Annotated in this window: 25 protein-coding genes; 21 read left to right on the forward strand and 4 right to left on the reverse strand. The window is 49.7% G+C overall.

Translation table 11 applies throughout. The features are described 5' to 3' along the window. Window positions 1–19 precede the first annotated feature (19 nt). From lepB to dnaB, 19 genes are all read left to right on the forward strand, one after another. The gene (gene lepB / locus MJ768_RS03535; RefSeq protein WP_239287996.1) at window positions 20–823 is read left to right on the forward strand and encodes a signal peptidase I; all 804 of its coding nucleotides are present in this window, start codon (window positions 20–22) and stop codon (window positions 821–823) included. Window positions 824–844: 21 nt separating this feature from the next. Then, window positions 845–1,219, forward strand: a complete 375-nt coding sequence (locus tag MJ768_RS03540; protein ID WP_239287997.1) for a DUF4845 domain-containing protein — start codon at window positions 845–847, stop codon at window positions 1,217–1,219. A 3-nt stretch (window positions 1,220–1,222) separates the two neighbouring features. Next, window positions 1,223–1,897 carry a ribonuclease III gene (gene rnc / locus MJ768_RS03545; RefSeq protein ID WP_239287998.1) on the forward strand — a complete coding sequence of 225 codons (675 nt, stop codon included), beginning with the start codon at window positions 1,223–1,225 and terminating at the stop codon, window positions 1,895–1,897. Further along, entirely contained in the window at window positions 1,894–2,784 is an 891-nt protein-coding gene (gene era / locus MJ768_RS03550; RefSeq protein WP_239287999.1) for a GTPase Era, read from the forward strand. Before rnc ends, era begins: the two co-directional genes overlap by 4 nt. A 142-nt stretch (window positions 2,785–2,926) precedes the next feature. Further along, window positions 2,927–3,670, forward strand: a complete 744-nt coding sequence (recO, locus tag MJ768_RS03555; protein ID WP_239288000.1) for a DNA repair protein RecO — start codon at window positions 2,927–2,929, stop codon at window positions 3,668–3,670. Next, window positions 3,667–4,392, forward strand: a complete 726-nt coding sequence (gene pdxJ, locus MJ768_RS03560) for a pyridoxine 5'-phosphate synthase (RefSeq protein ID WP_239288001.1) — start codon at window positions 3,667–3,669, stop codon at window positions 4,390–4,392. The genes recO and pdxJ overlap by 4 nt, the downstream gene beginning before the upstream one ends. 20 nt (window positions 4,393–4,412) lie before the next feature. Next, the gene (gene acpS, locus MJ768_RS03565; RefSeq protein WP_239288002.1) at window positions 4,413–4,796 is read left to right on the forward strand and encodes a holo-ACP synthase; all 384 of its coding nucleotides are present in this window, start codon (window positions 4,413–4,415) and stop codon (window positions 4,794–4,796) included. A gap of 202 nt (window positions 4,797–4,998) precedes the next feature. After that, the gene (gene nagZ, locus MJ768_RS03570) at window positions 4,999–6,048 is read left to right on the forward strand and encodes a beta-N-acetylhexosaminidase (protein ID WP_239288004.1); all 1,050 of its coding nucleotides are present in this window, start codon (window positions 4,999–5,001) and stop codon (window positions 6,046–6,048) included. Window positions 6,049–6,191: 143 nt separating this feature from the next. Further along, entirely contained in the window at window positions 6,192–6,920 is a 729-nt protein-coding gene (locus MJ768_RS03575) for a LuxR family transcriptional regulator (protein WP_239288006.1), read from the forward strand. Between the two features lie 464 nt (window positions 6,921–7,384). Further along, a complete protein-coding gene (locus MJ768_RS03580; RefSeq protein ID WP_239288008.1) occupies window positions 7,385–7,936 on the forward strand; it encodes an acyl-homoserine-lactone synthase in 552 nt (183 codons plus the stop codon). Beyond that, window positions 7,933–8,382, forward strand: coding sequence for a hypothetical protein (locus MJ768_RS03585; protein WP_239288010.1), 450 nt, complete (start codon window positions 7,933–7,935; stop codon window positions 8,380–8,382). The genes MJ768_RS03580 and MJ768_RS03585 overlap by 4 nt, the downstream gene beginning before the upstream one ends. Window positions 8,383–8,505: 123 nt before the next feature. Then, on the forward strand, window positions 8,506–10,314 hold the full coding sequence (locus tag MJ768_RS03590) for a putative bifunctional diguanylate cyclase/phosphodiesterase (RefSeq protein WP_239288011.1): 1,809 nt from the start codon (window positions 8,506–8,508) through the stop codon (window positions 10,312–10,314). Window positions 10,315–10,336: 22 nt separating this feature from the next. Further along, the gene (locus tag MJ768_RS15120; protein ID WP_256449823.1) at window positions 10,337–10,471 is read left to right on the forward strand and encodes a hypothetical protein; all 135 of its coding nucleotides are present in this window, start codon (window positions 10,337–10,339) and stop codon (window positions 10,469–10,471) included. Window positions 10,472–10,611: 140 nt separating this feature from the next. Continuing rightward, entirely contained in the window at window positions 10,612–11,433 is an 822-nt protein-coding gene (locus MJ768_RS03595) for a class I SAM-dependent methyltransferase (protein ID WP_239288012.1), read from the forward strand. A gap of 281 nt (window positions 11,434–11,714) precedes the next feature. Then, complete coding sequence (gene rpsF / locus MJ768_RS03600; protein ID WP_239288013.1) at window positions 11,715–12,125, forward strand: 30S ribosomal protein S6; 411 nt, start codon at window positions 11,715–11,717, stop codon at window positions 12,123–12,125. Further along, on the forward strand, window positions 12,126–12,428 hold the full coding sequence (gene priB, locus MJ768_RS03605; RefSeq protein WP_239288014.1) for a primosomal replication protein N: 303 nt from the start codon (window positions 12,126–12,128) through the stop codon (window positions 12,426–12,428). Window positions 12,429–12,438: 10 nt separating this feature from the next. Continuing rightward, window positions 12,439–12,708 carry a 30S ribosomal protein S18 gene (gene rpsR / locus MJ768_RS03610; RefSeq protein ID WP_173052052.1) on the forward strand — a complete coding sequence of 90 codons (270 nt, stop codon included), beginning with the start codon at window positions 12,439–12,441 and terminating at the stop codon, window positions 12,706–12,708. A gap of 10 nt (window positions 12,709–12,718) precedes the next feature. Beyond that, on the forward strand, window positions 12,719–13,174 hold the full coding sequence (gene rplI / locus MJ768_RS03615; protein WP_239288015.1) for a 50S ribosomal protein L9: 456 nt from the start codon (window positions 12,719–12,721) through the stop codon (window positions 13,172–13,174). A 119-nt stretch (window positions 13,175–13,293) separates the two neighbouring features. Beyond that, window positions 13,294–14,682, forward strand: coding sequence for a replicative DNA helicase (gene dnaB, locus MJ768_RS03620; RefSeq protein ID WP_239288016.1), 1,389 nt, complete (start codon window positions 13,294–13,296; stop codon window positions 14,680–14,682). A gap of 157 nt (window positions 14,683–14,839) precedes the next feature. On the opposite strand, the gene hpnE is transcribed toward dnaB, so the two are convergent. From hpnE to MJ768_RS03640, 4 genes are all read right to left on the reverse strand, one after another. Further along, the gene (gene hpnE / locus MJ768_RS03625) at window positions 14,840–16,165 is read right to left on the reverse strand and encodes a hydroxysqualene dehydroxylase HpnE (RefSeq protein ID WP_239288022.1); all 1,326 of its coding nucleotides are present in this window, start codon (window positions 16,163–16,165) and stop codon (window positions 14,840–14,842) included. 125 nt (window positions 16,166–16,290) lie between these two features. Next, window positions 16,291–17,124 (reverse strand): presqualene diphosphate synthase HpnD, encoded by an 834-nt coding sequence (gene hpnD / locus MJ768_RS03630; protein ID WP_239288027.1) that lies wholly within the window; start codon window positions 17,122–17,124, stop codon window positions 16,291–16,293. Window positions 17,125–17,163: 39 nt separating this feature from the next. Further along, entirely contained in the window at window positions 17,164–17,979 is an 816-nt protein-coding gene (gene hpnC, locus MJ768_RS03635; protein WP_239288029.1) for a squalene synthase HpnC, read from the reverse strand. 163 nt (window positions 17,980–18,142) lie between these two features. Beyond that, a complete protein-coding gene (locus tag MJ768_RS03640; protein WP_239288031.1) occupies window positions 18,143–18,442 on the reverse strand; it encodes a hypothetical protein in 300 nt (99 codons plus the stop codon). A 278-nt stretch (window positions 18,443–18,720) separates the two neighbouring features. Here MJ768_RS03640 and MJ768_RS03645 point away from each other — a divergent pair, with 278 nt between their 5' ends. Both MJ768_RS03645 and MJ768_RS03650 read left to right on the forward strand, forming a co-directional pair. Further along, complete coding sequence (locus MJ768_RS03645) at window positions 18,721–21,093, forward strand: phosphoketolase family protein (RefSeq protein ID WP_239288033.1); 2,373 nt, start codon at window positions 18,721–18,723, stop codon at window positions 21,091–21,093. Then, window positions 21,090–22,184 carry an acetate/propionate family kinase gene (locus MJ768_RS03650; protein ID WP_239288035.1) on the forward strand — a complete coding sequence of 365 codons (1,095 nt, stop codon included), beginning with the start codon at window positions 21,090–21,092 and terminating at the stop codon, window positions 22,182–22,184. The genes MJ768_RS03645 and MJ768_RS03650 overlap by 4 nt, the downstream gene beginning before the upstream one ends. Window positions 22,185–22,246: the final 62 nt, after the last annotated feature.

Raw genomic sequence — 22,246 nt, forward strand, 5'->3', positions numbered from 1 at the left:
CGTAGAGACGGGAATCGAGATGGACTTTGCTTTAATTATGTTTGTATTGCTGCTGATCACCGGTAGCGTGTGGTCACTGGATCGTTTTGTGCTGCAATCGAAACGCGTAGCGTCCACAAAGGAACCTTGGTGGGTGGAATATTCCAAGAGTTTCTTCCCTGTTATCTTGGCGGTTTTCTTATTGCGCTCATTTCTGGTCGAGCCGTTCAAAATACCGTCTGGGTCGATGATTCCTACTTTACAGGTAGGCGATTTTATCTTGGTTAACAAGTTTACTTATGGCATTCGTTTGCCCATCATCAGCAAGAAACTGGTAGAAATAAATTCCCCCAGCCGAGGCGATGTGATGGTATTCCATTATCCGGAAAATCCATCGCTAGATTATATTAAGCGGGTAGTCGGATTGCCTGGCGATCAAATTGCATATCGCAATAAGAAAGTGTTTGTGAACGATGTGCTGCAAGAGCAGCAGCCGGACGGTGACTATAACTATGTGGAAACTGCACTCAACTTCGTGCATACCGAGCGTTATAAAGAAAATCTGACTGGACATGTCCATGCAATGCTGGTAAACCCGGAAGCGCCCAGCATACATCTCGGTGCGGTGGCGGAATTTCCACACCGGGAGAATTGTGCATACAGCGAAAAGGAAGTGCGTTGTATCGTTCCAGCTGGGCATTATTTTATGCTTGGTGATAATCGCGATAACAGCCGAGATAGTCGTTACTGGGGTTTCGTGCCAGATAACATGATAGTCGGTAAGGCATTCATGATCTGGATGAATTTTAGTGATTTGGAACGTATAGGCTTATCCATTGATTGAAGTTGCAAACGAAGGAGGAGCATGATTAAGGCAATAGCAAACACGCAGCGTGGCGTGAGTTTGTCTGGTCTTTTGATATGGTCGGTTGTATTAATATTAGCGGCGATTGGCGGCATGAAGATTATTCCGGCGTATGTTCAAGATGCCGAAATTAAAAGTATCCTTTCCACCATCGTGAATGATTCTGAAATGCAAGGGGCTCAATCCAAGGATATTCGCGAGTCGTTCAGTAAACGCGCCATGATGAATAACATCAATGTCGTCTCGGCGAATGATATTGAGATAGTCAAGGATGCGCGCGGCCTATCGCTGAGCATTAGCTATCAAGTTAAAATACCACTGGCCGGCAATGCTAGCTTGTTACTTGAATTCAACCCAAGTAGTGTTAAAAAATAGCCGATGGATCGTGATGCGCTGTGCAATCAGATTGGCCATGTTTTCACGCAATCGCAATTGTTACAGCGTGCTCTGACGCATCGCAGTTATAGTGCGGCTCACAACGAGCGTTTGGAATTCTTGGGTGATAGCATACTCAATTGCGTCGTAGCCAAACATCTATATGACACTTATCCCGATTTGCCGGAAGGTGATTTGTCTCGTCTGCGTTCCAATTTAGTCAATCAGCAAACATTGTTCATCTTAGCGCAGCAATTACGTTTGGGCGAATTATTATTGTTGGGCGAAGGAGAGCGCAAAAGCGCCGGCTTTCGTCGCCCGTCTATCCTTGCCGATACCATGGAAGCATTGTTCGGTGCAGTATTTCTGGATGCTGGTTTTGCAGCAGCAGAGCAAGTTGTGCTCCGACTATATGTGCCCTTTATCGCGCAAGCAGACGCGCAGACGTTGGGTAAGGATTACAAAACCTTGTTGCAGGAATATTTGCAAGGCAAACGCCTGGCGTTACCAAAATATACCGTGATTGCCACTCAGGGCGAGGCACACGCGCAGCTATTTCAAGTTGAATGCCAAATCGAACAATTGAATTTAATTACGTGTGGTGAGGGCAGCAGCCGCCGCTCCGCAGAGCAGGTAGCAGCAGAAGCCGCTTACCGGAAAATTGAGAGCCAGTCATGAATGCAAGTAATTACCACAGCGGCTTTATCGCCATTGTTGGCCGCCCGAATGTGGGTAAATCCACTTTGCTTAATCATCTGGTCGGCCAAAAAATAAGCATCACCTCACGCAAGGCACAGACCACGCGCCATCGTATTACCGGAATATTGACTGAAGAAAACGCGCAATTTGTATTCGTAGATACCCCGGGATTTCAGACGAAGCATCTTAATACCCTGAATCGCGGTTTGAATCGTGTGGTGACTAGTAGTTTGCGTAATGTGAATGTGGTGCTGTTCGTAATCGAAGCTCGGAATTTCGACGAGCGTGATCGCCAAGTAATGAATCTGCTGCCAAAAAATATGCCGGTGCTACTTGTTATCAACAAGGTAGACAACATGGAGAATAAATCAGAATTACTGCCCTTTATTCAGGAGATAGCCAAGGAGCGTGAATTCACTGCTATCGTGCCAGTGAGCGCAAAACAGAACAAGCAACTCGACACCTTGTTGAATGCAATTCGACCCTATTTGCTCGAAGGTGAAAAAATTTATCCTGAAGATGAAATCACCGATCGCAATGAACGCTTTCTCGCGGCCGAATTGGTGCGTGAAAAAGTCTTTCGTTTCACCGGTGAAGAGCTACCATACTCAGTAAGTGTAGTGATCGAGCAGTTCAAAATGGAAGGGAAGTTGCGCCGTATCCATGCTGCGATTCTCGTGGATAAGGACGCGCATAAGGCGATGCTGATCGGTAAGAATGGTGAGAAGCTGAAGGAAATTGCCACCCAGGCGCGGTTAGATATGGAGGCACTATTTGATGGAAAAGTCTATCTTGAAGTGTGGATTAAAGTGCGAAGTGGTTGGGCAGATAATGCGCAGGTGTTGAGAAGCTTGGGATATGAATAATTTTAATCTTAAGCTCTCTTTGTTTTTTGATGCACCGGCAAGGGATTCTCTGGTGTGGTTCTCAGTGCTACGCAGCGTGGGTGGTCGGCTTTGCGCCCTTCGCTTTATTCTTCTGTGACAAGGAGAGGCTGGGAGGAGTAGATTGCAGTCGCACAAACACAGATTAGAAGATGAACCCGCTTTCGTCCTGCACAGTTATCCATATCGTGAAACCAGCCTGGTGCTGGAAGTGCTAAGCCGGCAGCACGGTCGCGTAGCACTGGTGGCGCGCGGTGCTCGGCGCCCAAGATCGGCGTTGCGCGGTTTATTGATGGGTTTTCAGCCATTGCTGTTAAGCTGGTTTGGCAAACATGAATTGCGTACCTTGCACCGTGCCGAGTGGCAGGGTGGCCAGCCGCAATTAAAGGGAACGGCATTGCTGTGCGGTTTCTATTTGAATGAATTGCTGCTCAACCTGATGGTGCGCGATGATCCGCACGAACAATTGTTCGATTATTACCAGCACACTCTGCAACGGCTAGCAAGTGAAGCGGACTATGCCGCCACCTTGCGTTGTTTTGAAAAACATTTGCTGCAAGAGTTGGGCTATGCGCTGTTATTAGTGCAGGAAGCGGACAGCGGTGAGCCGATTAATTCTTTTACCCCCTATCGTTATGTGCTTGAACGTGGTGCGGTGCGTGCCACACCAAATGATTCAGATGTATCAGATGTATCAGAGGGTTTGTTGATGTTGGGCAAAACTTTGCAAGATATGGCTGCTGACGATTACCGCGATGCAGTTAGCGCGCAGCAGAGCAAGCAGTTGATGCGTATGTTACTGAATCATCATCTCGCGGGTAAGACATTGCATACGCGCGAATTGATAAGGGACCTACAAAAAATATGATCAAACTCGGACTCAATATCGACCACGTTGCCACGTTGCGCCAAGTTAGGGGCACGCGTTATCCCAATGTGATTCAGGCGGCGTTAATCGGCGAGGCGGCGGGTGCCGACGTTATTACACTGCATTTACGCGAAGACCGCCGCCACATCCAGGATCGGGACGTGGAAATTCTGCGCGATATGCTGCAAACGCGTATGAACCTTGAAAGCGCCATTACCGACGAAATGCTGGCCATTGCCTTGCGCATTAAGCCGCACGATGTCTGCTTCGTGCCGGAACGGCGCGAGGAATTGACCACCGAGGGAGGGTTGGATGTGGTGGGGCATTTTGATAGCGTGAAGCGCGCTTGTGAGTGCTGTGCAGCGGCGGGTATACGTGTGTCTTTATTTGTGGACGCGGATGAAAAGCAAATGGATGCGGCGCGGTCGGCAGGCGCTCCGGTAGTAGAGATACACACAGGAAAATATGCTGATGCAGCCAGCGTATCGCATCAGACACAAGAGTTGGCGCGCATTCAGCGCTCAGTGGCGCATGCCACTTCGCTCGGTTTGCAAGTGAATGCCGGACACGGCCTAAACTATCACAACGTACAACCTATTGTCGCTATCCCTAATATCTGCGAACTCAACATCGGTCATGCCATAATCGCCGAGGCGCTATTCATTGGCCTGGAGCAAGCAGTGAAAAAAATGAAAGCGCTGTTAATCGGCATTCATCCATAAAGCATGGAAGCTCAGTCACCGTGATTCTTGGTATCGGAACTGACATCGTGGCTTATGCACGCATTGAGGCAGTATATGCCAGTTACGGCGAACGCTTTGCACAGCGCGTTTTGAGCCAGCAGGAATTAACGGAGTATCGTGTTCATACCTACCCTGTGCGCCTGTTGATGAAACGTTTTGCCGCCAAGGAGGCACTAGCCAAGGCGATAGGCAGTGGCCTGCGTTACCCCGTGAGCTTGCAGAAAATTAGCGTGACACACGATGCTTTTGGCAAACCCACTTTTGAATTTGATGCGGAATTGGCTGCGCACCTAATGCAATTAGGGTTGACACACCACCATCTAAGCATCAGTGATGACCATGATGTTGCCGTGGCATTCGTGATTTTGGAAAAAGATGATTAAGAGTTAAATTGTGAAGACAAATGCTCCGAGAATTGCGCGCAGTAATGGACGAAACTTACCGCTTCGATATTTCTTCCAAAGGAAAAGTCCTGCCATTCAAATTGTATTTTGCTCAAACCTTCTGGATTCCACCTTCGCAGGAATAGCAGCTGTTTTAAGGGCATTTGTCATGAATTACGTAATGATCATTAGGAGAAATTGAATGGGAATCGGCCCATGCATGCTGGATATCATTGGACCTACCCTTACTGCGGAAGATGAAGCACGTTTACGTCATGGACTGGTGGGTGGCGTGATTCTGTTTGCGCGTAATTACGAATCTCCCCGCCAGCTTGCTCAGCTGACAGCCAGCATTCATGCCCTGCGTACTCCGCCGCTATTGATCGCCGTGGATCATGAGGGTGGGCGAGTACAACGTTTTATCAACGGTTTCACGCGCATCCCCGCGATGCGCGAGCTGGGCAATATTTTGGATGAAAACCCGCGCCGCGCCAAGCATTTGGCGCATCAGGTAGGCTACGTAGTGGCTGCAGAATTGCGTGCTTGCGGCGTGGATTTCAGCTTTACTCCGGTGCTAGACATAGATTTCGGCATCAGCAAAGTGATTGGTGACCGTGCCTTTCATTCCGAGCCACAGGCCATAGCCGAACTGGCACATAGCCTGTTACTGGGGCTCAGACAGGGTGGCATGTCCACCGTGGGTAAGCATTTTCCTGGACACGGCTACGTACACGCCGATTCACACCTGGAAATTCCGATAGATGAGCGCAGCTATACCGACATTGAGTTGTGTGACCTTATTCCATTTCGTCAGATGGTCAATTATGGCCTAACTGCTGTTATGCCCGCGCACGTGATTTACCCCAAGGTGGACAAATATCCAGCGGGTTTTTCAAAAATATGGTTAAAAGATATTCTGCGCGGTGAACTGGGCTTCAATGGATGTATCTTCAGCGACGACCTTAGCATGGAAGGTGCTACTGTAGCGGGCGGCATTCTTCAACGTGCGGAAGCGGCGTTGCAGGCCGGTTGTGATATGGTGCTAGTATGCAACCAGCCGTCCTTGGCAGATGAATTGCTGGCTGGATTAAAGTGGGACATGCCAGCGACCAGCAAAGCGCGCCTCGCGCATATGCGCGGCCGCCACCATCCGAATACGTTGGTGCAATTGCATGAGCAAGCAGGATTTATGAAGGCGGTGCATGAAATTGCTACTATAGGCTCAGGCACCGCAGAACTACCATTTACCTAGTTGCACTTTACTCGAGTATAGGGGTGCAGCGAAAAATGGGTGAAGAGCCAAATTTTAACTCATTTTTAAGCGTAACATGCTGTAAAAGTGGATTAAATTATGAAAAAACCTGCACTCACGGAACATGAGCAAGGAGAAAAACTATGTCTGATTTGGATTTGTTTGAACCATTGTTAAATTGTGACACAGTCGAAGCATTGCATGCTACGACTGCCAGCATTACTGGCCAGCTAGGCTTTGAACATTTTATTTACGGGGTGCAGGTAAATACCTCTCTTACTCGGCCCTATCAATTCATTCTAAATGGATACCCTAAGGAATGGCGCGCTCGTTACGTTGAACATAATTATCAAGAAATAGACCCTACGTATTATCATTGTATAACTAGAAGGCAGACTATTCCCGTTATTTGGGACAGTCGGGTGTTTAAGGGCGACAAAGAAGCTAAAATGAGAAACGAGTCAAGAGAGTTTGGTTTGCTGAGTGGCGCAAGTTTTTCTGTCCAAGGCGGTCATGGTGAAGCTGCGATGTTGAGTCTTGCTACCTCCCAAGATTCCAGTAAAGCTAAACAGGATATCGTTTCTATCATAGGGAAGTCTCAATTATTGGCATGTTATTTACATGAGGCGACTCAGCGCATCGTACTGAGTAAGGGGCCGCTTCCATTGACAAAAATGGAGCTTACACTTCGAGAAAAAGAGTGTCTTCTGTGGGCGGCTGAGGGAAAAACTGGAGGTGAAATCGCTGACATACTTAAAATTACGGAACGTACTGTGACTTTTCACCTACAAAATGCAGGTAATAAAATGGGAGCATCCAATCGTCAACATGCGATTGCCCGCGCCATTTCTATGTGTCTAATAGCTCCATGACCATTTGCAGGACGACGCATTGCCCCCAATAATGCCAACACCTTAGGGCACCTCTATGAAAATTGCGACGAATCCAACCAAGTTTAAGTATTTCATGGGGCTAATCTAATATCTGATCCAGCCTCAGCCGAAACATGTCTTCCTGAGAAGTTTGCTCCAATTTACGTGGTTTAATTTTTGCAGGAAATCCGTACTCGATAGACTAAATTCTTACAAATTTCACATCGCCTGGACACTCCGAAAGCAAATAAATAGACACTTTTACAGGTTGTTTAGGGACGTCTCGATTAAGACGTTGTAAACGTTTTTAGCATTCTATCCTGTAAGATTCTACAGCTAGCTACCCGAAGTAATCTGTTGTCTCATAGCTTCGTCATTAACTAACGACAGAGTGAAGAAAAATGAGACAAATAATGCTTGCGCAACATGGAGATGGATCTCTAGATTATCAAGCGGCGCTGGGAATGTACCGTCTTAGGCACGAAGTCTTTCATGACCGTCTGGGATGGGATGTTAATAGTGACAACGGCATGGAGCACGACGAATTTGACGAAGCTAACCCCGTTTATGTGCTGGCAAGAGATGAAGGGAACGAGGTGCAGGGTTGCTGGCGATTACTGCCTACTACTGGTCCAAATATGTTAAGAGATACCTTTCCTCAGCTTTTGCATGGGCAGCCCGCACCTCAACAAACTGCTGTGTGGGAATTAAGCCGATTTGCAATATCAAGTAGCAAATTGGACAGTAGTGGTTTTGGGCTCAGTAATATTCCCATCCAGATGATCCAGGCAGCTGTGAGGTTTGCTCAAAAAAATGGAATAGAGCGATATGTTTCAGTCACTAGTGTGGCCGTTGAGCGTATGTTTCGCAAGCTGGGAGTAAGTGTAACTAGACTAGGCACTCCCCTAAAGATAGGTAGAGTTCTAACAGTAGCCTGTGCGTTAGAAATTGACGAGATAACCGAATTCGCCTTGTTCGGTACCCTGCCCGAGCATGCGCATAGGTTAGCCGCATGAATATTTTGTTACTCGGAGAAGCATCAGGCACCCGTCGCATCTTGAATCAGATGCTGGAAAAATCCAGGCATCGGTTAGTCCAGCAAGCATGGGAGGATATGCCTGAGCCAGATTTGGAACAATTCGACATGGTGTTGGTAGATGGTAATGTTTGTGATTGTTCCCAGCAAGCGCGTTTGCTGGAATGGGTGCGTGAGGCTAGGCGTCTCTTTCCGGACCTGCCGGTAGCGGCATTGAATTACGTGGGCACTCCCGCAGCGGCTAAAAACGCAGAGTGCACTATGGCCAACCATTCTTGCGGCGTTTCCGAATCTGGTGACGGGATCTGGCGCATGCGCTGCCGTTTAAAGGAGCTTGCCTTGAGCGAAACCGCCGCTTTATTGCGTGATGCATGCGAGCGTCAGCCACTGGAGCCGGTTGTTTTTGAATACTCGGGGCAAGGTTGATATGCGGACAGCTTTTCAGTACACAGGGTTACTCGTCCGTCTAATCGGTATTCCAGATCTCGATGTTCCTTCTACCTGGCATTAGTTGCCTAGCCTGATTAACCAAGATAATGAGTGATATTAATGCAGGACTTATCTAGCTCCGACCAACAAACTGTTCCAGATGCCACGAACAACAAGACAATTCATTCGGTTTCTGGAAATGAGAGTAATGGCGTACGTCAGAAGGAGAAGCAACTCAGGCTATTCGCGCATATATTCGATAGCGTAAGTGAAGGCATAATCGTCACGGATGCCGACAAAAACATGTTGTTTATTAACCCGGCCTTTTCCATTATTACCGGTTACAGCGCTAACGATTTGATAGGTAAGAGCTTGGACCTGTTACACCTTGGCTTTATGGACGACGCGTTCAACCATGATACATGGCGCAGCATCAACGAGACCGGGCACTGGCAGGGTGAGGTGGTTGGTCGGCGAAAAAATGATGAAAGTTACGCCGAGTGTCTAAGTATCAGCACAATGAAGAATGAACTTGGCGAGGTCAGCTACTATATCGGCGTTTTTTCCGATATCAGCGAGCGTAAGGCGGCAGAAGAACGCGTGGCTTATGTTGTGCTGCATGATTTTCTCACCAATTTGCCCAATGCCCTGTTATTACAAGATCGTTTAACTCAGGCTATTTCCCATGCTGGTCGTGAAAAGCACAAAGTAGCAATCATGTGTCTTGATCTGGATCATTTCAAAGCTATTAACGACATGCTGGGCCACCTCGTTGGCGATAAGCTATTGCAAGAGGTTGCCAGGCGAATTAGCAGTGTGGGCCGCGCTAGCGATACGGTAAGCAGGCGGGGCGGGGACGAGTTCGTTATCATACTGCCGGATTTGGAAACTGTGGATGATGCTGCCGTTATTGCGGTCAAGCTGTTAGATGCCATCTCTGGCCTGTGCATAATTGATGGCAATGAAATCAAAATAACCACTAGCATCGGCATCAGCATATTTCCCGAAGATGGATGCGATGGAGATTATTTGATTAAGTATGCTGATGCTGCGATGTACCACGCTAAAAAAAATGGGCGCAACAATTACCAGTTTTTCACTAATGAAATGAACCAGCTTGCGCTTCAACGCATGTCGATTGAACGGAAACTGCGTCATGCAGTAGAACGCCAGGAATTCTGTTTACATTACCAGCCTCAGGTGGACTTGCATAGCGGTCGTATTATTGGTGTAGAAGCATTGCTGCGATGGAATAATCCCGAGACTGGAATGATTTCACCAGGGTATTTTATTCCCATCGCGGAAGAAACTGGTTTGATTATTCCGATTGGCGAATGGGTATTGCGTGAGGCTTGCCGGCAGAACAGCGAATGGCGCATGCTAGGATTACCGGAAATTACCGTGGCGGTGAACCTGTCGGCAGTGCAGTTTCGCCAAAAAAATTTCGGTGAAATGATTAAGGCAATTTTGTGTGAGAACGGTCTTGACCCGTCTGGCCTTGAACTGGAAATTACCGAAAGTGCTGTCATGCACAATGCCGAAGCGTCGATTGCACTGTTATTGGAGCTAAAGGCAATGGGACTGAAACTCGCAGTGGACGACTTTGGTACTGGCTACTCTAGCTTGAGTTATCTCAAGCGGTTCCCTATCGATAAGCTCAAGATCGATCAATCATTCGTGCGCGATATAACAGTTGATTCGGATGATGCTGTGATTGTCAGTACGATCATTAATATGGCTCGCACCCTTAAGTTGAAAGTGATCGCCGAGGGAGTGGAAACTGCCGAACAGCTATCATTCCTGAAACATCAGGAATGCGACGAGATGCAAGGCTATTACTTCAGCAAACCGATGCCACCCGAAAAAATTAACAGTCTACTGGGATCTGGCTATGAGGTGGATAGTCAGTGGTCATACGAATCGAAATAAAGGAAAGGTGTGAAGGTGTACGTTGCGTCTTGCCGATCTCGCCCAATTTTCTTGTCTGCGCCACTCACTTTATACCCAGTTCGTCAAGGTCGAAGGCGGCAACGATAATCGTTGCGCTGATGCCTTCGTGCTCAACCCTTTTCCGTTACTTGCTTAACCGCCTGTTCTCGAAATTTTTTGCTGCACATCGATTTCGGTAATTTTTGCTTCATTTGACGCTTCCGTCTCAAGTTTACTCAACTACCACCTATTAAAGTAGGTGGTAGTTGAGTTTTGATGGGACATGTTAGGAACGGTATGCATGAAATAAAACCTGGTCAATCAATTGATCTGCTTAAAGAGCTGCACATTCTCACTCGAGATGGGAAGATGAATCAAGATTCCCGACGCAAGCTCAAACAGGTCTACCACCTCTATCAATTCATCGAGCCGTTGCTGCAAGAAATTAAGCAAAGTCACCAAGATATTCAACTTGTGGATCATGGGGCAGGCAAGTCGTATCTGGGCTTTATCCTTTACGACCTGTTTTTCAAGACGTTGAACGATGCGTCGCGTATTTACGGCATCGAAACACGTGATGATTTGGTCAAGCACTCGCAGGAGCTGGCATCACGGCTAAATTTTCCAGGTATGTCATTCCTCAATCTATCGGTAGAACAGTCTATTGCGTCAGAGACTTTGCCCGCAAAGGTGAATGTGGTCACAGCGCTCCATGCGTGCAATACCGCTACTGACGACGCCATACGCTTTGCGCTGAAAAAAAATGCTCAATTTATCGTCTTGGTGCCATGCTGCCAAGCTGAAGTGGCGGCGGTTCTAAGAAAAAATAAAGGAAAAGATCTGGCGAAAAATGTTTTGACTGAACTATGGCGCCATCCCATCCATACTCGTGAATTTGGCAGCCACATTACCAACGTGCTGCGCTGTTTGCAATTGGAAGCTCACGGTTACCAGGTGACCGTGACCGAGCTGGTGGGTTGGGAGCATTCGATGAAAAATGAACTTATTATCGCTAATTTTAAAAACTTGCCATGCAACCGACCGACTGAGCGATTGAAGGAAATGCTGCAAACTCTGGGGCTGGAAGAAATGAATGGTCGTTTTTTTACGCGGATGTAGTAGTCATCGCTGAAATCTGGTATTTATCATGCATCAACCTTGTTCGGTGATTCGCCCGGTTTAGCGGATTACGTTTCAAGGATTGCACTTCGCTGATCTATTCCGTCATCTCAAATGGGCAAATAATGCATCTCCTTAAAGAATTTGAGATTAGGTGCAGCAAGATTGTAAACAAGGCTTTTGCTTGAAACTGACTGGATTTTTCGCTATAATCACGATCCCTCAAACCCTTGCTCCACCGTTACGCATGACGGGGGGCTTTATATCCAAAAGGAGAATCAATGCGACATTACGAAATTATATTTATCGTGCATCCCGACCAGAGCGAGCAGGTGCCCGCTATGATTGAGCGCTATCGTGCTCTGGTGACGGCCAAGAATGGCTTGATCCATCGCTTGGAAGACTGGGGTCGCCGTCAATTGGCTTACCCGATCCAAAAAATCCACAAAGCGCATTATGTGCTGATGAATATTGAATGCAGCCAGGAAGTTCTGGACGAGATGGAACATGCATTCAAGTTTAACGATGCTGTGCTACGCCACTTGACGATCAAAACCAAATCTGCGGTAACGATTCCTTCGGCGATGATGAGGGAGGAAAAATCGCGTTCGATGACCTCCCCTGCGGCAGGCTCAGGACAGTCTCCTCAGGTTGAAGCAGTCGTGCCAGCTGAAGTTACTGCGGTTGCTTGATTGAATGTAGCTTGCAACCGGCTCTCCGTTGACGGAGAGCTTGTCGAACTAGATAGTTTGCGGTACACCCCGGCGGGGGTAGCGCGAATAGTATTAAAAATCCGTCATGTTTCAACGCAACTAGAGGCTGGCATAGCGCGTCAGGTACAGTGCGACATCCCAGCTTTGGCACTTGGTGCCGCAGCTCAGCAAGCTAACAGTTTGCAACTTGGGCAGCGGGTAAAAGCAGAAGGATTTTTGGCACAGCGCAGTTTACGCATCACACAACTTGTGCTGCACATTGATAACATTACATTAGAATGAGGGGCATAGCATGGCTCGTGTTTTTAAGAAAAAAGATGACAAGAAGAGTAACTCTTCGCGTCAATTGTTCAAACGCCGCAAATTTTGCCGTTTCACCGCAGACAAGATCGCAGAGGTGGATTACAAAGATTTGAATATTCTCAAGGAATTTATTGCCGAGAATGGCAAGGTCATTCCGGCGCGTATTACTGGCACAAAATCGCGCTTCCAGCGCCAATTGGGCATTGCAATTAAGCGTGCAAGATTCTTGGCGTTGCTGCCTTACACAGATTTGCATTAAGGAGCAGAACATGCAAGTGATACTTATGGAAAAAATGGTAAACCTTGGCCAATTGGGCGACGTAGTCAATGTTAAAAATGGCTATGCGCGTAATTTTCTGATTCCGCAAGGCAAGGCAAAGCGTGCTACTGAGGGTAATAAGGCGGAATTTGCAGTTCGTCGCCTTGAACTGGAAGCCGCAGAGCAAGCCAAGGTGGCAGAAGCTCAGGCACGCGCTGAGAAGTACAACGGACTGACTGTGCAAATCGTACAAAAGGCCGGTGTTGACGGCAAGTTGTTCGGTTCCGTGACCAATGCCGACATCGTTGCGGCGCTGGCACTGCAAGGTTTTACTGTGGAAAAAACTCAAGTGCGCATGTCGGCGGGACATATAAAGCAAGTTGGCGATTACCCAGTCAGCATCGCATTGCATACCGATGTGATAGCCAATATCACAGTCTCAGTACTGGGCGAGCATAAGTCGTAGTCCTCTACGCATTGTTGTAAATAAAATAGAGCTGGCAACAGCTCTATTTTATTTCTGCCGGCAACAATTTTCTCAGTGATAGAATGCCACAGCTAGCTCTTGATCAATAACTCGGCACCATGCAGAACCATTACACTACTCCCACAGATCCTCAGCTTGAGGCGCTAAAACTTCCGCCTCATTCGGTGGAAGCCGAGCAATCGGTATTGGGCGGCATCTTTTTGGACTCCACCGCGTGGGACAAAATTTCCGACCTGATTAGTGAACAAGATTTTTACCGCTTTGAGCATCGCCTGATTTATCGGCATATCGCGCGCTTGACCGAGCATGCCAAACCGGTGGATGTTATCACCGTGGCGGAATCGCTGGAAAGTAATGCTGAACTCGACAAAGCCGGTGGATTGGCTTATCTCGGCTCCTTGGCGCAAAACGTGCCATCCGCTGCCAATATCCGACGCTATGCTGAAATCGTGCGCGAGCGCGCTGTCATGCGCAAACTGGCCGAGGTTGGCAGCGAAATTGCTACCAGCGCCTATAACCCGGCCGGCCGCGATGCGGACCAGTTGCTGGATGAGGCGGAAAGCCGTGTGTTTGAAATCGCTGAGTCTGGTGAGCGCGGCCGTCAGGGTTTTACCCCCCTCCCACCGCTACTTACGAAGGTAGTGGAGCGTATTGAGACACTTTACGGTCGCGATAACTCCAGCGATGTGACCGGCGTGGCGAGCGGATTTACCGATTTGGACAGTATGACTTCCGGCCTTCAGCCAGGCGAACTGATCATTGTTGCCGGGCGTCCGAGCATGGGTAAGACTGCCTTTGCCATTAATATCGCCGAGCATGTAGCGCTGGAAGGCTGTAAGCCAGTGGCAATCTTTAGCATGGAAATGGGCGGTATTCAATTGGCCATGCGTATGATAGGTTCAGTAGGTAAGCTCAACCAGCATGATTTGCGCACTGGGCGTTTGCAGGAAGATGACTGGCCGCGCCTGACCCATGCACTGGGACGTTTGAATGATGCAGCCATTTTCATCGATGAAACCGCCGCACTAAATTCGCTTGAATTACGCTCGCGTGCACGCAGGTTACATCGCCAAAATAATGGCCTAGGGTTGATTATCATCGATTACTTGCAGTTGATGTCCTCTCCTTCAAGCAAGGCAAGCGAAAATCGCGCTACCGAAATTTCCGAAATTTCACGTTCTCTGAAAGGGCTAGCCAAGGAGTTGCAAGTGCCCGTGATGGCGCTGTCGCAGCTTAACCGTAGCTTGGAGCAACGCCCCAACAAACGCCCGATGATGTCCGATCTGCGCGAATCCGGTGCTATCGAACAGGATGCCGATCTGATCCTGTTTATTTATCGAGATGAAGTATACAACCCCGATTCACCTGACAAGGGCAAGGCGGAAATTATCATCGGCAAGCAGCGTAACGGCCCGATAGGCAAGGTTGAGCTGACCTTCCGTGGTGAATATACGCGTTTTGATAACTTCGCTCACGCTCAATATTGAAATGATGTTAAAAGAATTTAAATTTATGGCAAGAATTTTCGGAAACATTTTTTGCCAGTATTCTAGTTATTGTCCTCCCTAATTTAAATTCGTCATGGCAACAGCAGCAACATTCGGGTGGCGGATAATGTCTATCCGCGTCACTCATTGGCTGGGATTATTTAAATGTTGACACTATAGTTCTCGCACACAACATTCCACTCATCACCGCTCCTTCTAGCGTAGCCGGATAATCGCCTGCCGTGTAATCGCCTGCTAACAGTACGTTGGCAAGCAGTGTGGTATGGGTAGGGCGAGGCAGGTTTGTTTCGCAGGAGAAGGTGGCACGTTTCTCTGCAATAACTTTGTGCCACAAAGGCGCTTCCATTATTCCAAGTTGTTCGCATATCTCTTGTGCTACTTTCTGCGCTAACAGTTCATGTTTTAAATTTTGATGCTTCCCTTGCGCGCTAATGACGGCGGCAATGAGGCCGCCCTGTCCGGTAATCTGTCCTTTATCAAACAGCCATTGAGCAAAGCAGCGGTCTAAACCCAGCATCGGGTGTGGCAAGCACACCTGTTTTGGGTATTGCAGATATACGGTGTAAATGGGTTGATGCGGAATGGCTGCAATCTGCTCAGCTATCAATGCAAGTTGCGGCACGGTTCGGAACAGTCGCGCAGCCGGAATGGGCGAGGCTGCACAGATGACATGGCTGAATAGTTGGGTATGTGCTGAGGCTATTGTAGTTGGCCGGGTAATTAATTCGATTTTATTGCCGTGTGGAATGATGGCTTCTACGCTGCAAGCGGTCAGTACCGTGCCCCTATGTTGTTTGACATATTCGGCCGCCCGTTCCGGAAATAGTGCTGTGAAATCTATGCGTGGCAGCAGCATGTCGCTATCGCTGCGCAAACCGTTCAGACTGTCGCGCAATACATGCAGCAACACTTGTGCAGAGGCAATGTGTACCGGCGTGTTGAGTGCGGAGATGCAGAGCGGCTCCCATAGTAATCGTATCAGCTTGTCACCTTGGCCATGCATACGTAATAATTCGAAGACACTGATATCGTGTGGCAAGGTGAAATTAATGCGGTTTAGCGCCAGCATAAAACGTGCGGCGCGCAGGCGTTCGCCGAATGACAGTCCTTTTGCGCTGAGCAGCCCAGCCAACAGATGGAGTGGGGCGGGAAGGTGCGGTGCTTTTAATTCAAAGCGATTGTGTAGTGTGAGTTGCAGCGGCAAACGCAGGAAGTCGTGCTCGATGTTGCCGCCGACTTGTTCAATAAGCTGCAGTGTATGGTGATAGCAGCCAAGCAGAATGTGCTGGCCGTTATCGAGCTGAACATCATTATGCTGCACGCCGCGCGCGCGACCGCCGAGTTGCTTGGCGTTTTCGAATACCGTAACCGGAACATCTGCTGCAGCGAGCGTAACGGCGGCAGCCATGCCAGCGTAGCCGCCACCAATGATGGCGATATGGTGATTTTTATTGTTGCTCACGATACCAATTCTCTGATCGCTTTGAGCGTAGCGAAGTGAAGGAAATCAATTCATCTCACTTCGACTCAGGCGTAAATGTTTCTATGGATTAGTACGAATGGCAGGTCAGGGCAGTTACAGTACTCTTAGTTTTTCACCCACGTTTTCCATGCCAGCCACAGCTTGTGCAGTGGGGTGAGCGAGACGCGCTCTTTTAGCACATGACAGCCGCTGGCAATGATTTCTTCCAGAGTAGCTCGATAAATTGCCGCCATGATAAGGCCGGTGCGCTGCGCCTTGCGGTCTGCAGCGGGCAGTTGTTCGAGTGCTCGCTGGTAGTAGCGTTGTGCACGATCAATCTGAAACTGCATTAGTTTTTGAAAGCCTTCACTCTCCTTACTATCAAGGATATCGTTGACGTGCACACCAAAAAGCGCTAACTCACCAAGCGGCAGATAGATGCGTCCGCGTCGAGCGTCTTCGCCCACGTCACGAATGATATTGGTAAGCTGGAAGGCGAGGCCAAGATCGTGCGCATATTTGAGCGTATTATGGTCAGTGTAGCCAAAAATTTCCGCAGCGAGCAGCCCCACTACCGAGGCGACACGATAACAATACTGTTGCAGGGCTTTGAAATCGATATATTGGTGCTGTTGCAAATCCATTTCCATACCGTCGATGATCTCGTGGAAATGTTCTTGTGGCAGATTGTATTGCTTGACCACCGGCATCAATGCCCGTGCGACCGGATGCTGCGGCGTTCCGGCGTAAATAGCAGTCACTTCAGTGTGCCACCACGCCAGTGTAGTGCGTGCCACGTTTTCATCCGAATTTTCGTCCACAACATCGTCTACTTCGCGACAAAAAGCATACAACGCTGTGATAGCGCGGCGCTTGTCTGGCGGCAGAAACATAAAGCTGTAGTAAAAGCTTGAACCGCTTTGAGCAGCCTTGTCTTTGCAATACTGATCTGGAGTCATGTTAATTCGCAATCAACGGTAACTGGCTGGATTATTTCTTTAAAAGCTAAATGGTGCGCTTTTGCCCAGCATGATAACCCAGTCGAATGGGCGCAACATAGGACGTTGGCGGAACATGTCATACTGCACGGCTTCAAGCTTATCGAGAATTCGGTTACCACCCGCAATGATGAGCCGCATCTCAATGCCAATACGGCCGGTGAGTATGCTACCGAGCGGGGTACCGCTGCGCATCAGGTCGCGTGTACGCTGAACCTGAAACTGCATGAGTTGTTGCCACTCTTTATCCACGCGGCTTTCCGCAATATGTGTTTCAGTTACTCCAAAGTGCGCCATTTCGTCCTGCGGTAAATAAATACGGTCAATGGCATAATCTTTCGTTACATCCTGCCAGAAATTGATAAGTTGCAGGCTGGTACAGATGGCGTCGGAATATTTCAAGTTTGGTGGGCTGGCTTCTTCATACAGGTGTAACAACAATCTGCCGACCGGATTAGCGGAACGACGACAGTAATCCAGCACTTCGTCGAAACTGGCGTAACGTTTTTTAAGCACATCCTGCGAGAAAGCATCAAGTAGATCGTGGAACAATTGCAACGGCAACTGGTGGCGCGCAATGATGTCCGCTAAGTCGCGGAACAAAGGGGTCAGCGGTGTTTCATTGGCCGCAATGCGCTTGAGTTCACTACGAAAACCATCAAGTGCCGTAAAACGTTCTTCATTTTGGAGATCACCCTCATCGGCAAAATCGTCAGCCTCACGTGCAAAATGATAAATTATTTCAACTGCCCGCCGCAAACGTTTGGGCAGAAGGATTGAGGCAACAGGAAAGTTTTCGTAGTGATTGACGGCCATTTGAAGGCAAGCTTTGAGCAGTTATTCTCGCATTGATGGGAGTCCAGGACACAGCAAACTGTGCGGGTAATGGCTTCTATGCAGTCATGCTTGCATTAAATAAATGTACGCGGTGATGTCACCTTGGTCTTGGCAGGGGCTTGCTGATGTGACAAAGCTCCGCTCAGTCCGACGTGGGGTAGCGGTAATAGATAGTATTCAGATGTCGCGCAACGTCTTCAATGTCTTCATTGTTCCACCCAAGCCCTGAAATGCCCTGCCAGCGTTGTACTTCTGACTGTAGACTTGCCCAATCAGTAACGAGTTTCTTTTCCCGCCAATGCACTTGGGTGCTGTGGCAGGCGATGCAATGCGTTGAGTACAACAACTCACCACGTGCAGCGTTGTGTATTAATTGTGCTTCGGCATTAGCGAAATTTCCGAACAAGACGAACAGCACGGCGAGTATCAATCTTCCAAACATGTCGATCTCCTAGTAAACGTTACTATTTAGTTTAGTATATACCTCGACATAGGATTTTGTCGCATTAGCTAATGTCCCTGCTAATAATTTTACGATGATAGCGGCTTGTAAGTCGATGAGTGAGACAAGATAATTATGAAGGGACTGAGGTTTTCGAATTATATTATTCTGGTATGCATCCGTTGGTACATGGCATACGCACTAGTTATCATTGCTGCTGATATACGGCTGGTCGACTTTGTGGGTATATTGGTAGTTACCTATAAATGAACGATATTATGGAAAACGAAATGCTGCCATCTGCCACTACTTTGACACCAGATGAACTCTATCGGATTGACGCTTACTGGCGCGCCGCTAACTATCTTTCCGTCGGACAGATTTATCTGCTGGACAATCCACTATTGAAAATGCCGCTGGAACTGGCGCACATCAAGCCGCGCTTGCTGGGTCACTGGGGTACCACACCGGGGCTCAACTTTATCTATGCGCATATGAACAGAATTATCAAAGCGCATGGTCTCAATATGTTTTTTGTCGCTGGTCCGGGCCACGGCGGCCCAGCTGTGGTGGCCAACACATACCTTGAAGGCACGTATAGCGAACTATATTCCGATATTTCACGGGACGAGGAGGGCATGCGGCGGCTGTTCCGGCAGTTCTCGTTTCCGGGCGGGATACCTAGCCATGCCGCACCGGAGACACCTGGTTCCATCAACGAAGGTGGCGAGTTGGGCTATTCGTTGTTTCATGCGTATGGCGCGGTGTTTGACAATCCCGATCTTATCGCCTGCTGCGTGGTTGGGGATGGAGAAGCAGAGACCGGGCCGCTGGCCACCTCTTGGCATTCCAACAAGTTTCTCAACCCCCGCACAGACGGAGCTGTATTGCCCATCCTGCATCTCAACGGCTACAAAATCGCCAGTCCGACCATATTCGCGCGCATCAGTCGGGAAGAGCTGGCGAGTCTGTTCGCGGGTTATGGCCACAAGCCTTATTTCGTGGAAGGTGACGAGCCTGAAGTCATGCATTTGCTGATGGCCGCTACTGTCGATGCGGTGATCGCCGAGATTCGCGACATTCAACGCAAGGCACACGAGGGTAGCCTAGTGGATCGCCCACTCTGGCCCATGATTGTATTATGCAGCCCCAAGGGATGGACCGGCCCGAAAGAGGTGGACGGAAAGAAAACAGAAGGCTATTGGCGCTCGCATCAGGTGCCGTTCGGCAACATGGAGAAGCCGGAGCATGTGCGGCTGCTGGAGAGCTGGATGAAATCCTACCGGCCTGAAGAACTGTTCGATGACAATGGTACACTCAAACCCGAGCTGGCGGCGCTCGCACCGACTGGGGATTGCCGCATGGGCGCGAATCCCCATGCCAATGGCGGTGTGCTGCTGCGCGACCTGCGTCTGCCGGACTTCCGGGACTACGCGGTGGCGGTGGGCTCACCCGGCGGCAGTGTCGCTGAAGCCACTCGGGTGATGGGAAGCTTTCTGCGCGATGTGATGCAGAAGAATCGTGACAATTTTCGCGTGTTCGGTCCGGACGAGACCGCTTCCAATCGGCTGGGTGCGCTATTCGAAGTGACGGATCGCGCCTGGATGGCGCTGCGCTATAATTTCGACGATCATCTTGCGCCCGATGGCCGGGTAATGGAGATGCTATCCGAACACGCCTGCCAAGGCTGGCTGGAAGGTTACCTACTCACCGGTCGCCATGGATTGTTCTCGTGCTATGAAGCCTTCATCCACATCGTGGACTCGATGTTCAACCAGCATGCCAAATGGCTCAAGGTGTGCCGCGAAATTCCCTGGCGCCGTCCCATTGCCTCGCTAAATATTCTGCTCACCTCGCATGTCTGGCAACAGGATCACAACGGCTTCTCGCATCAGGACCCCGGCTTTATCGACCATGTAGTGAACAAGAAGGCCGATATCATCCGCGTATATCTGCCACCGGATGCCAATACGCTGCTCTGCGTCACCGACCAATGCCTGCGCAGCCGCAATCTGATAAATGTCATCGTCTCTGGCAAACAGCCCGCGCAGCAATGGTTGGATATGAATGCCGCCATCAACCATACCAGCGCAGGTATCGGCCTGTGGGAATGGGCGTGCAACGACCAGGACGGCGAGCCGGATGTGGTTCTGGCAGCAGCGGGCGACGTGCCCACAATGGAAATGCTGGCGGCCATAAATATCTTGCGCCAGCTCACGCCCGAGCTGAAAGTCCGCTTCATCAACGTGGTTGACCTGATGACCCTGCAGCCGCAGGAAGAACACCCGCACGGTTTGTCCGGCAAGGAATTCGATTCCCTGTTTACCACCGGCAAGCCTATCATTTTCGCCTACCACGGCTATCCGTGGCTGATTCATCGTCTTACTTATCGTCGTACCAACCACGGCAATCTCCACGTGCGCGGCTACAAGGAAGAGGGCACCACCACCACGCCATTTGACATGGTGGTGCTCAATACTCTTGACCGCTTCCATCTGGTGATGGATGTGGCGAACCGGGTGCCGAAGTTGCAGGCACAAGCGGCACACATCAAACAGCGCATGCGCGACAAGCTGAACGAGCACACGCAATATATTCACCAGTTCGGCGAAGATATGCCCGAGATACGCGACTGGAAATGGTCGCAATGAGCCATGCAATCCTCACCATTAACAGCGGCTCATCCAGCCTTAAGGCAAGCCTGTTTCGCACCGACGGCTCGCGCCGCGACTGGCGTTACGGCCATGTCGGACAAGGCTTTCCGCACAACCACGCTGAAGCATTCGATGCGCTGCTAAAGGATCTAGGTGGGGAAGTGCCGGATGCAATCGGCCACCGCTTCGTGCATGGCGGCGAAGTGGTGGATTTAGCACGGCTCCTTGATGCGGCAGAAATCAAGCGGCTGGATGGCATTGCCCATCTTGCACCGCTGCACATGCCCGGCAATCTGCTCGGGGTGGAGTTGTGCCGGGCGCGATTAGACGCGCCGCAAGTAGCCTGTTTCGATACCGCATTTCACCACACCATGCCGGAACTGGCGCGCCGCTTGCCTATCCCGTGTGATCTTGGCATACGGCGCTACGGCTTTCATGGCCTCAATTATGCTTACATCGCTTCCAGACTTCCGTCACTGCTGGGGGAGATTGCACAGGGCCGCATTGTGGTTGCGCACTTGGGTGCGGGGGCCAGCCTGTGTTTGATGGAAGGGCTGAAGTCGATCGACACCACCATGGGCTACACGCCGGCTGGCGGCATCCCGATGGGCACGCGCAGCGGCGATCTGGATCCGGGCGTGATGCTGGAGCTGGCAAAACATTACGATAGCGAGGGATTAAGCGACCTGGTCTATCACCGCATGGGACTGCTCGCGTTGTCTGCCGGAGAGAGCAGTGAAATGCATCGTTTACTGGAGAGCCGCAGCGAGGACGCCTGTTTTGCGGTGAGCTACTTTTGCCGCCTGGTGCGCGCCGCCATCGGTGCATTTGCCGCCAAGGCTGGCGGCATCGACGCGCTGGTGTTCAGCGGCGGCATCGGCGAACACGCGCCGCAGATACGAGAATACATTTGCGAACCACTTGGCTTTCTCGGCTTGGCCCTGGACGCCGAAGCCAACCAGTCCAACAGCACCTGGATTAGCGCTGCCGGTTTTAAGCCCGTGCTACGCATCGCTGCTGACGAAGAAGGCGTCATCCGTGACCTGGTTCAAGCTTTATTGGGCGGATGCCCAAGTGTAGGAGGCTAAGGATTTCGGTTCATCCGACTTTCCTATGGGTAGCCTGAACCGGATACAGATCAAGACCGCCG

It is taken from the genome of Candidatus Nitrotoga sp. 1052 (assembly GCF_927312905.1).
In the GTDB taxonomy this organism is placed as follows: Bacteria; Pseudomonadota; Gammaproteobacteria; order Burkholderiales; family Gallionellaceae; genus Nitrotoga.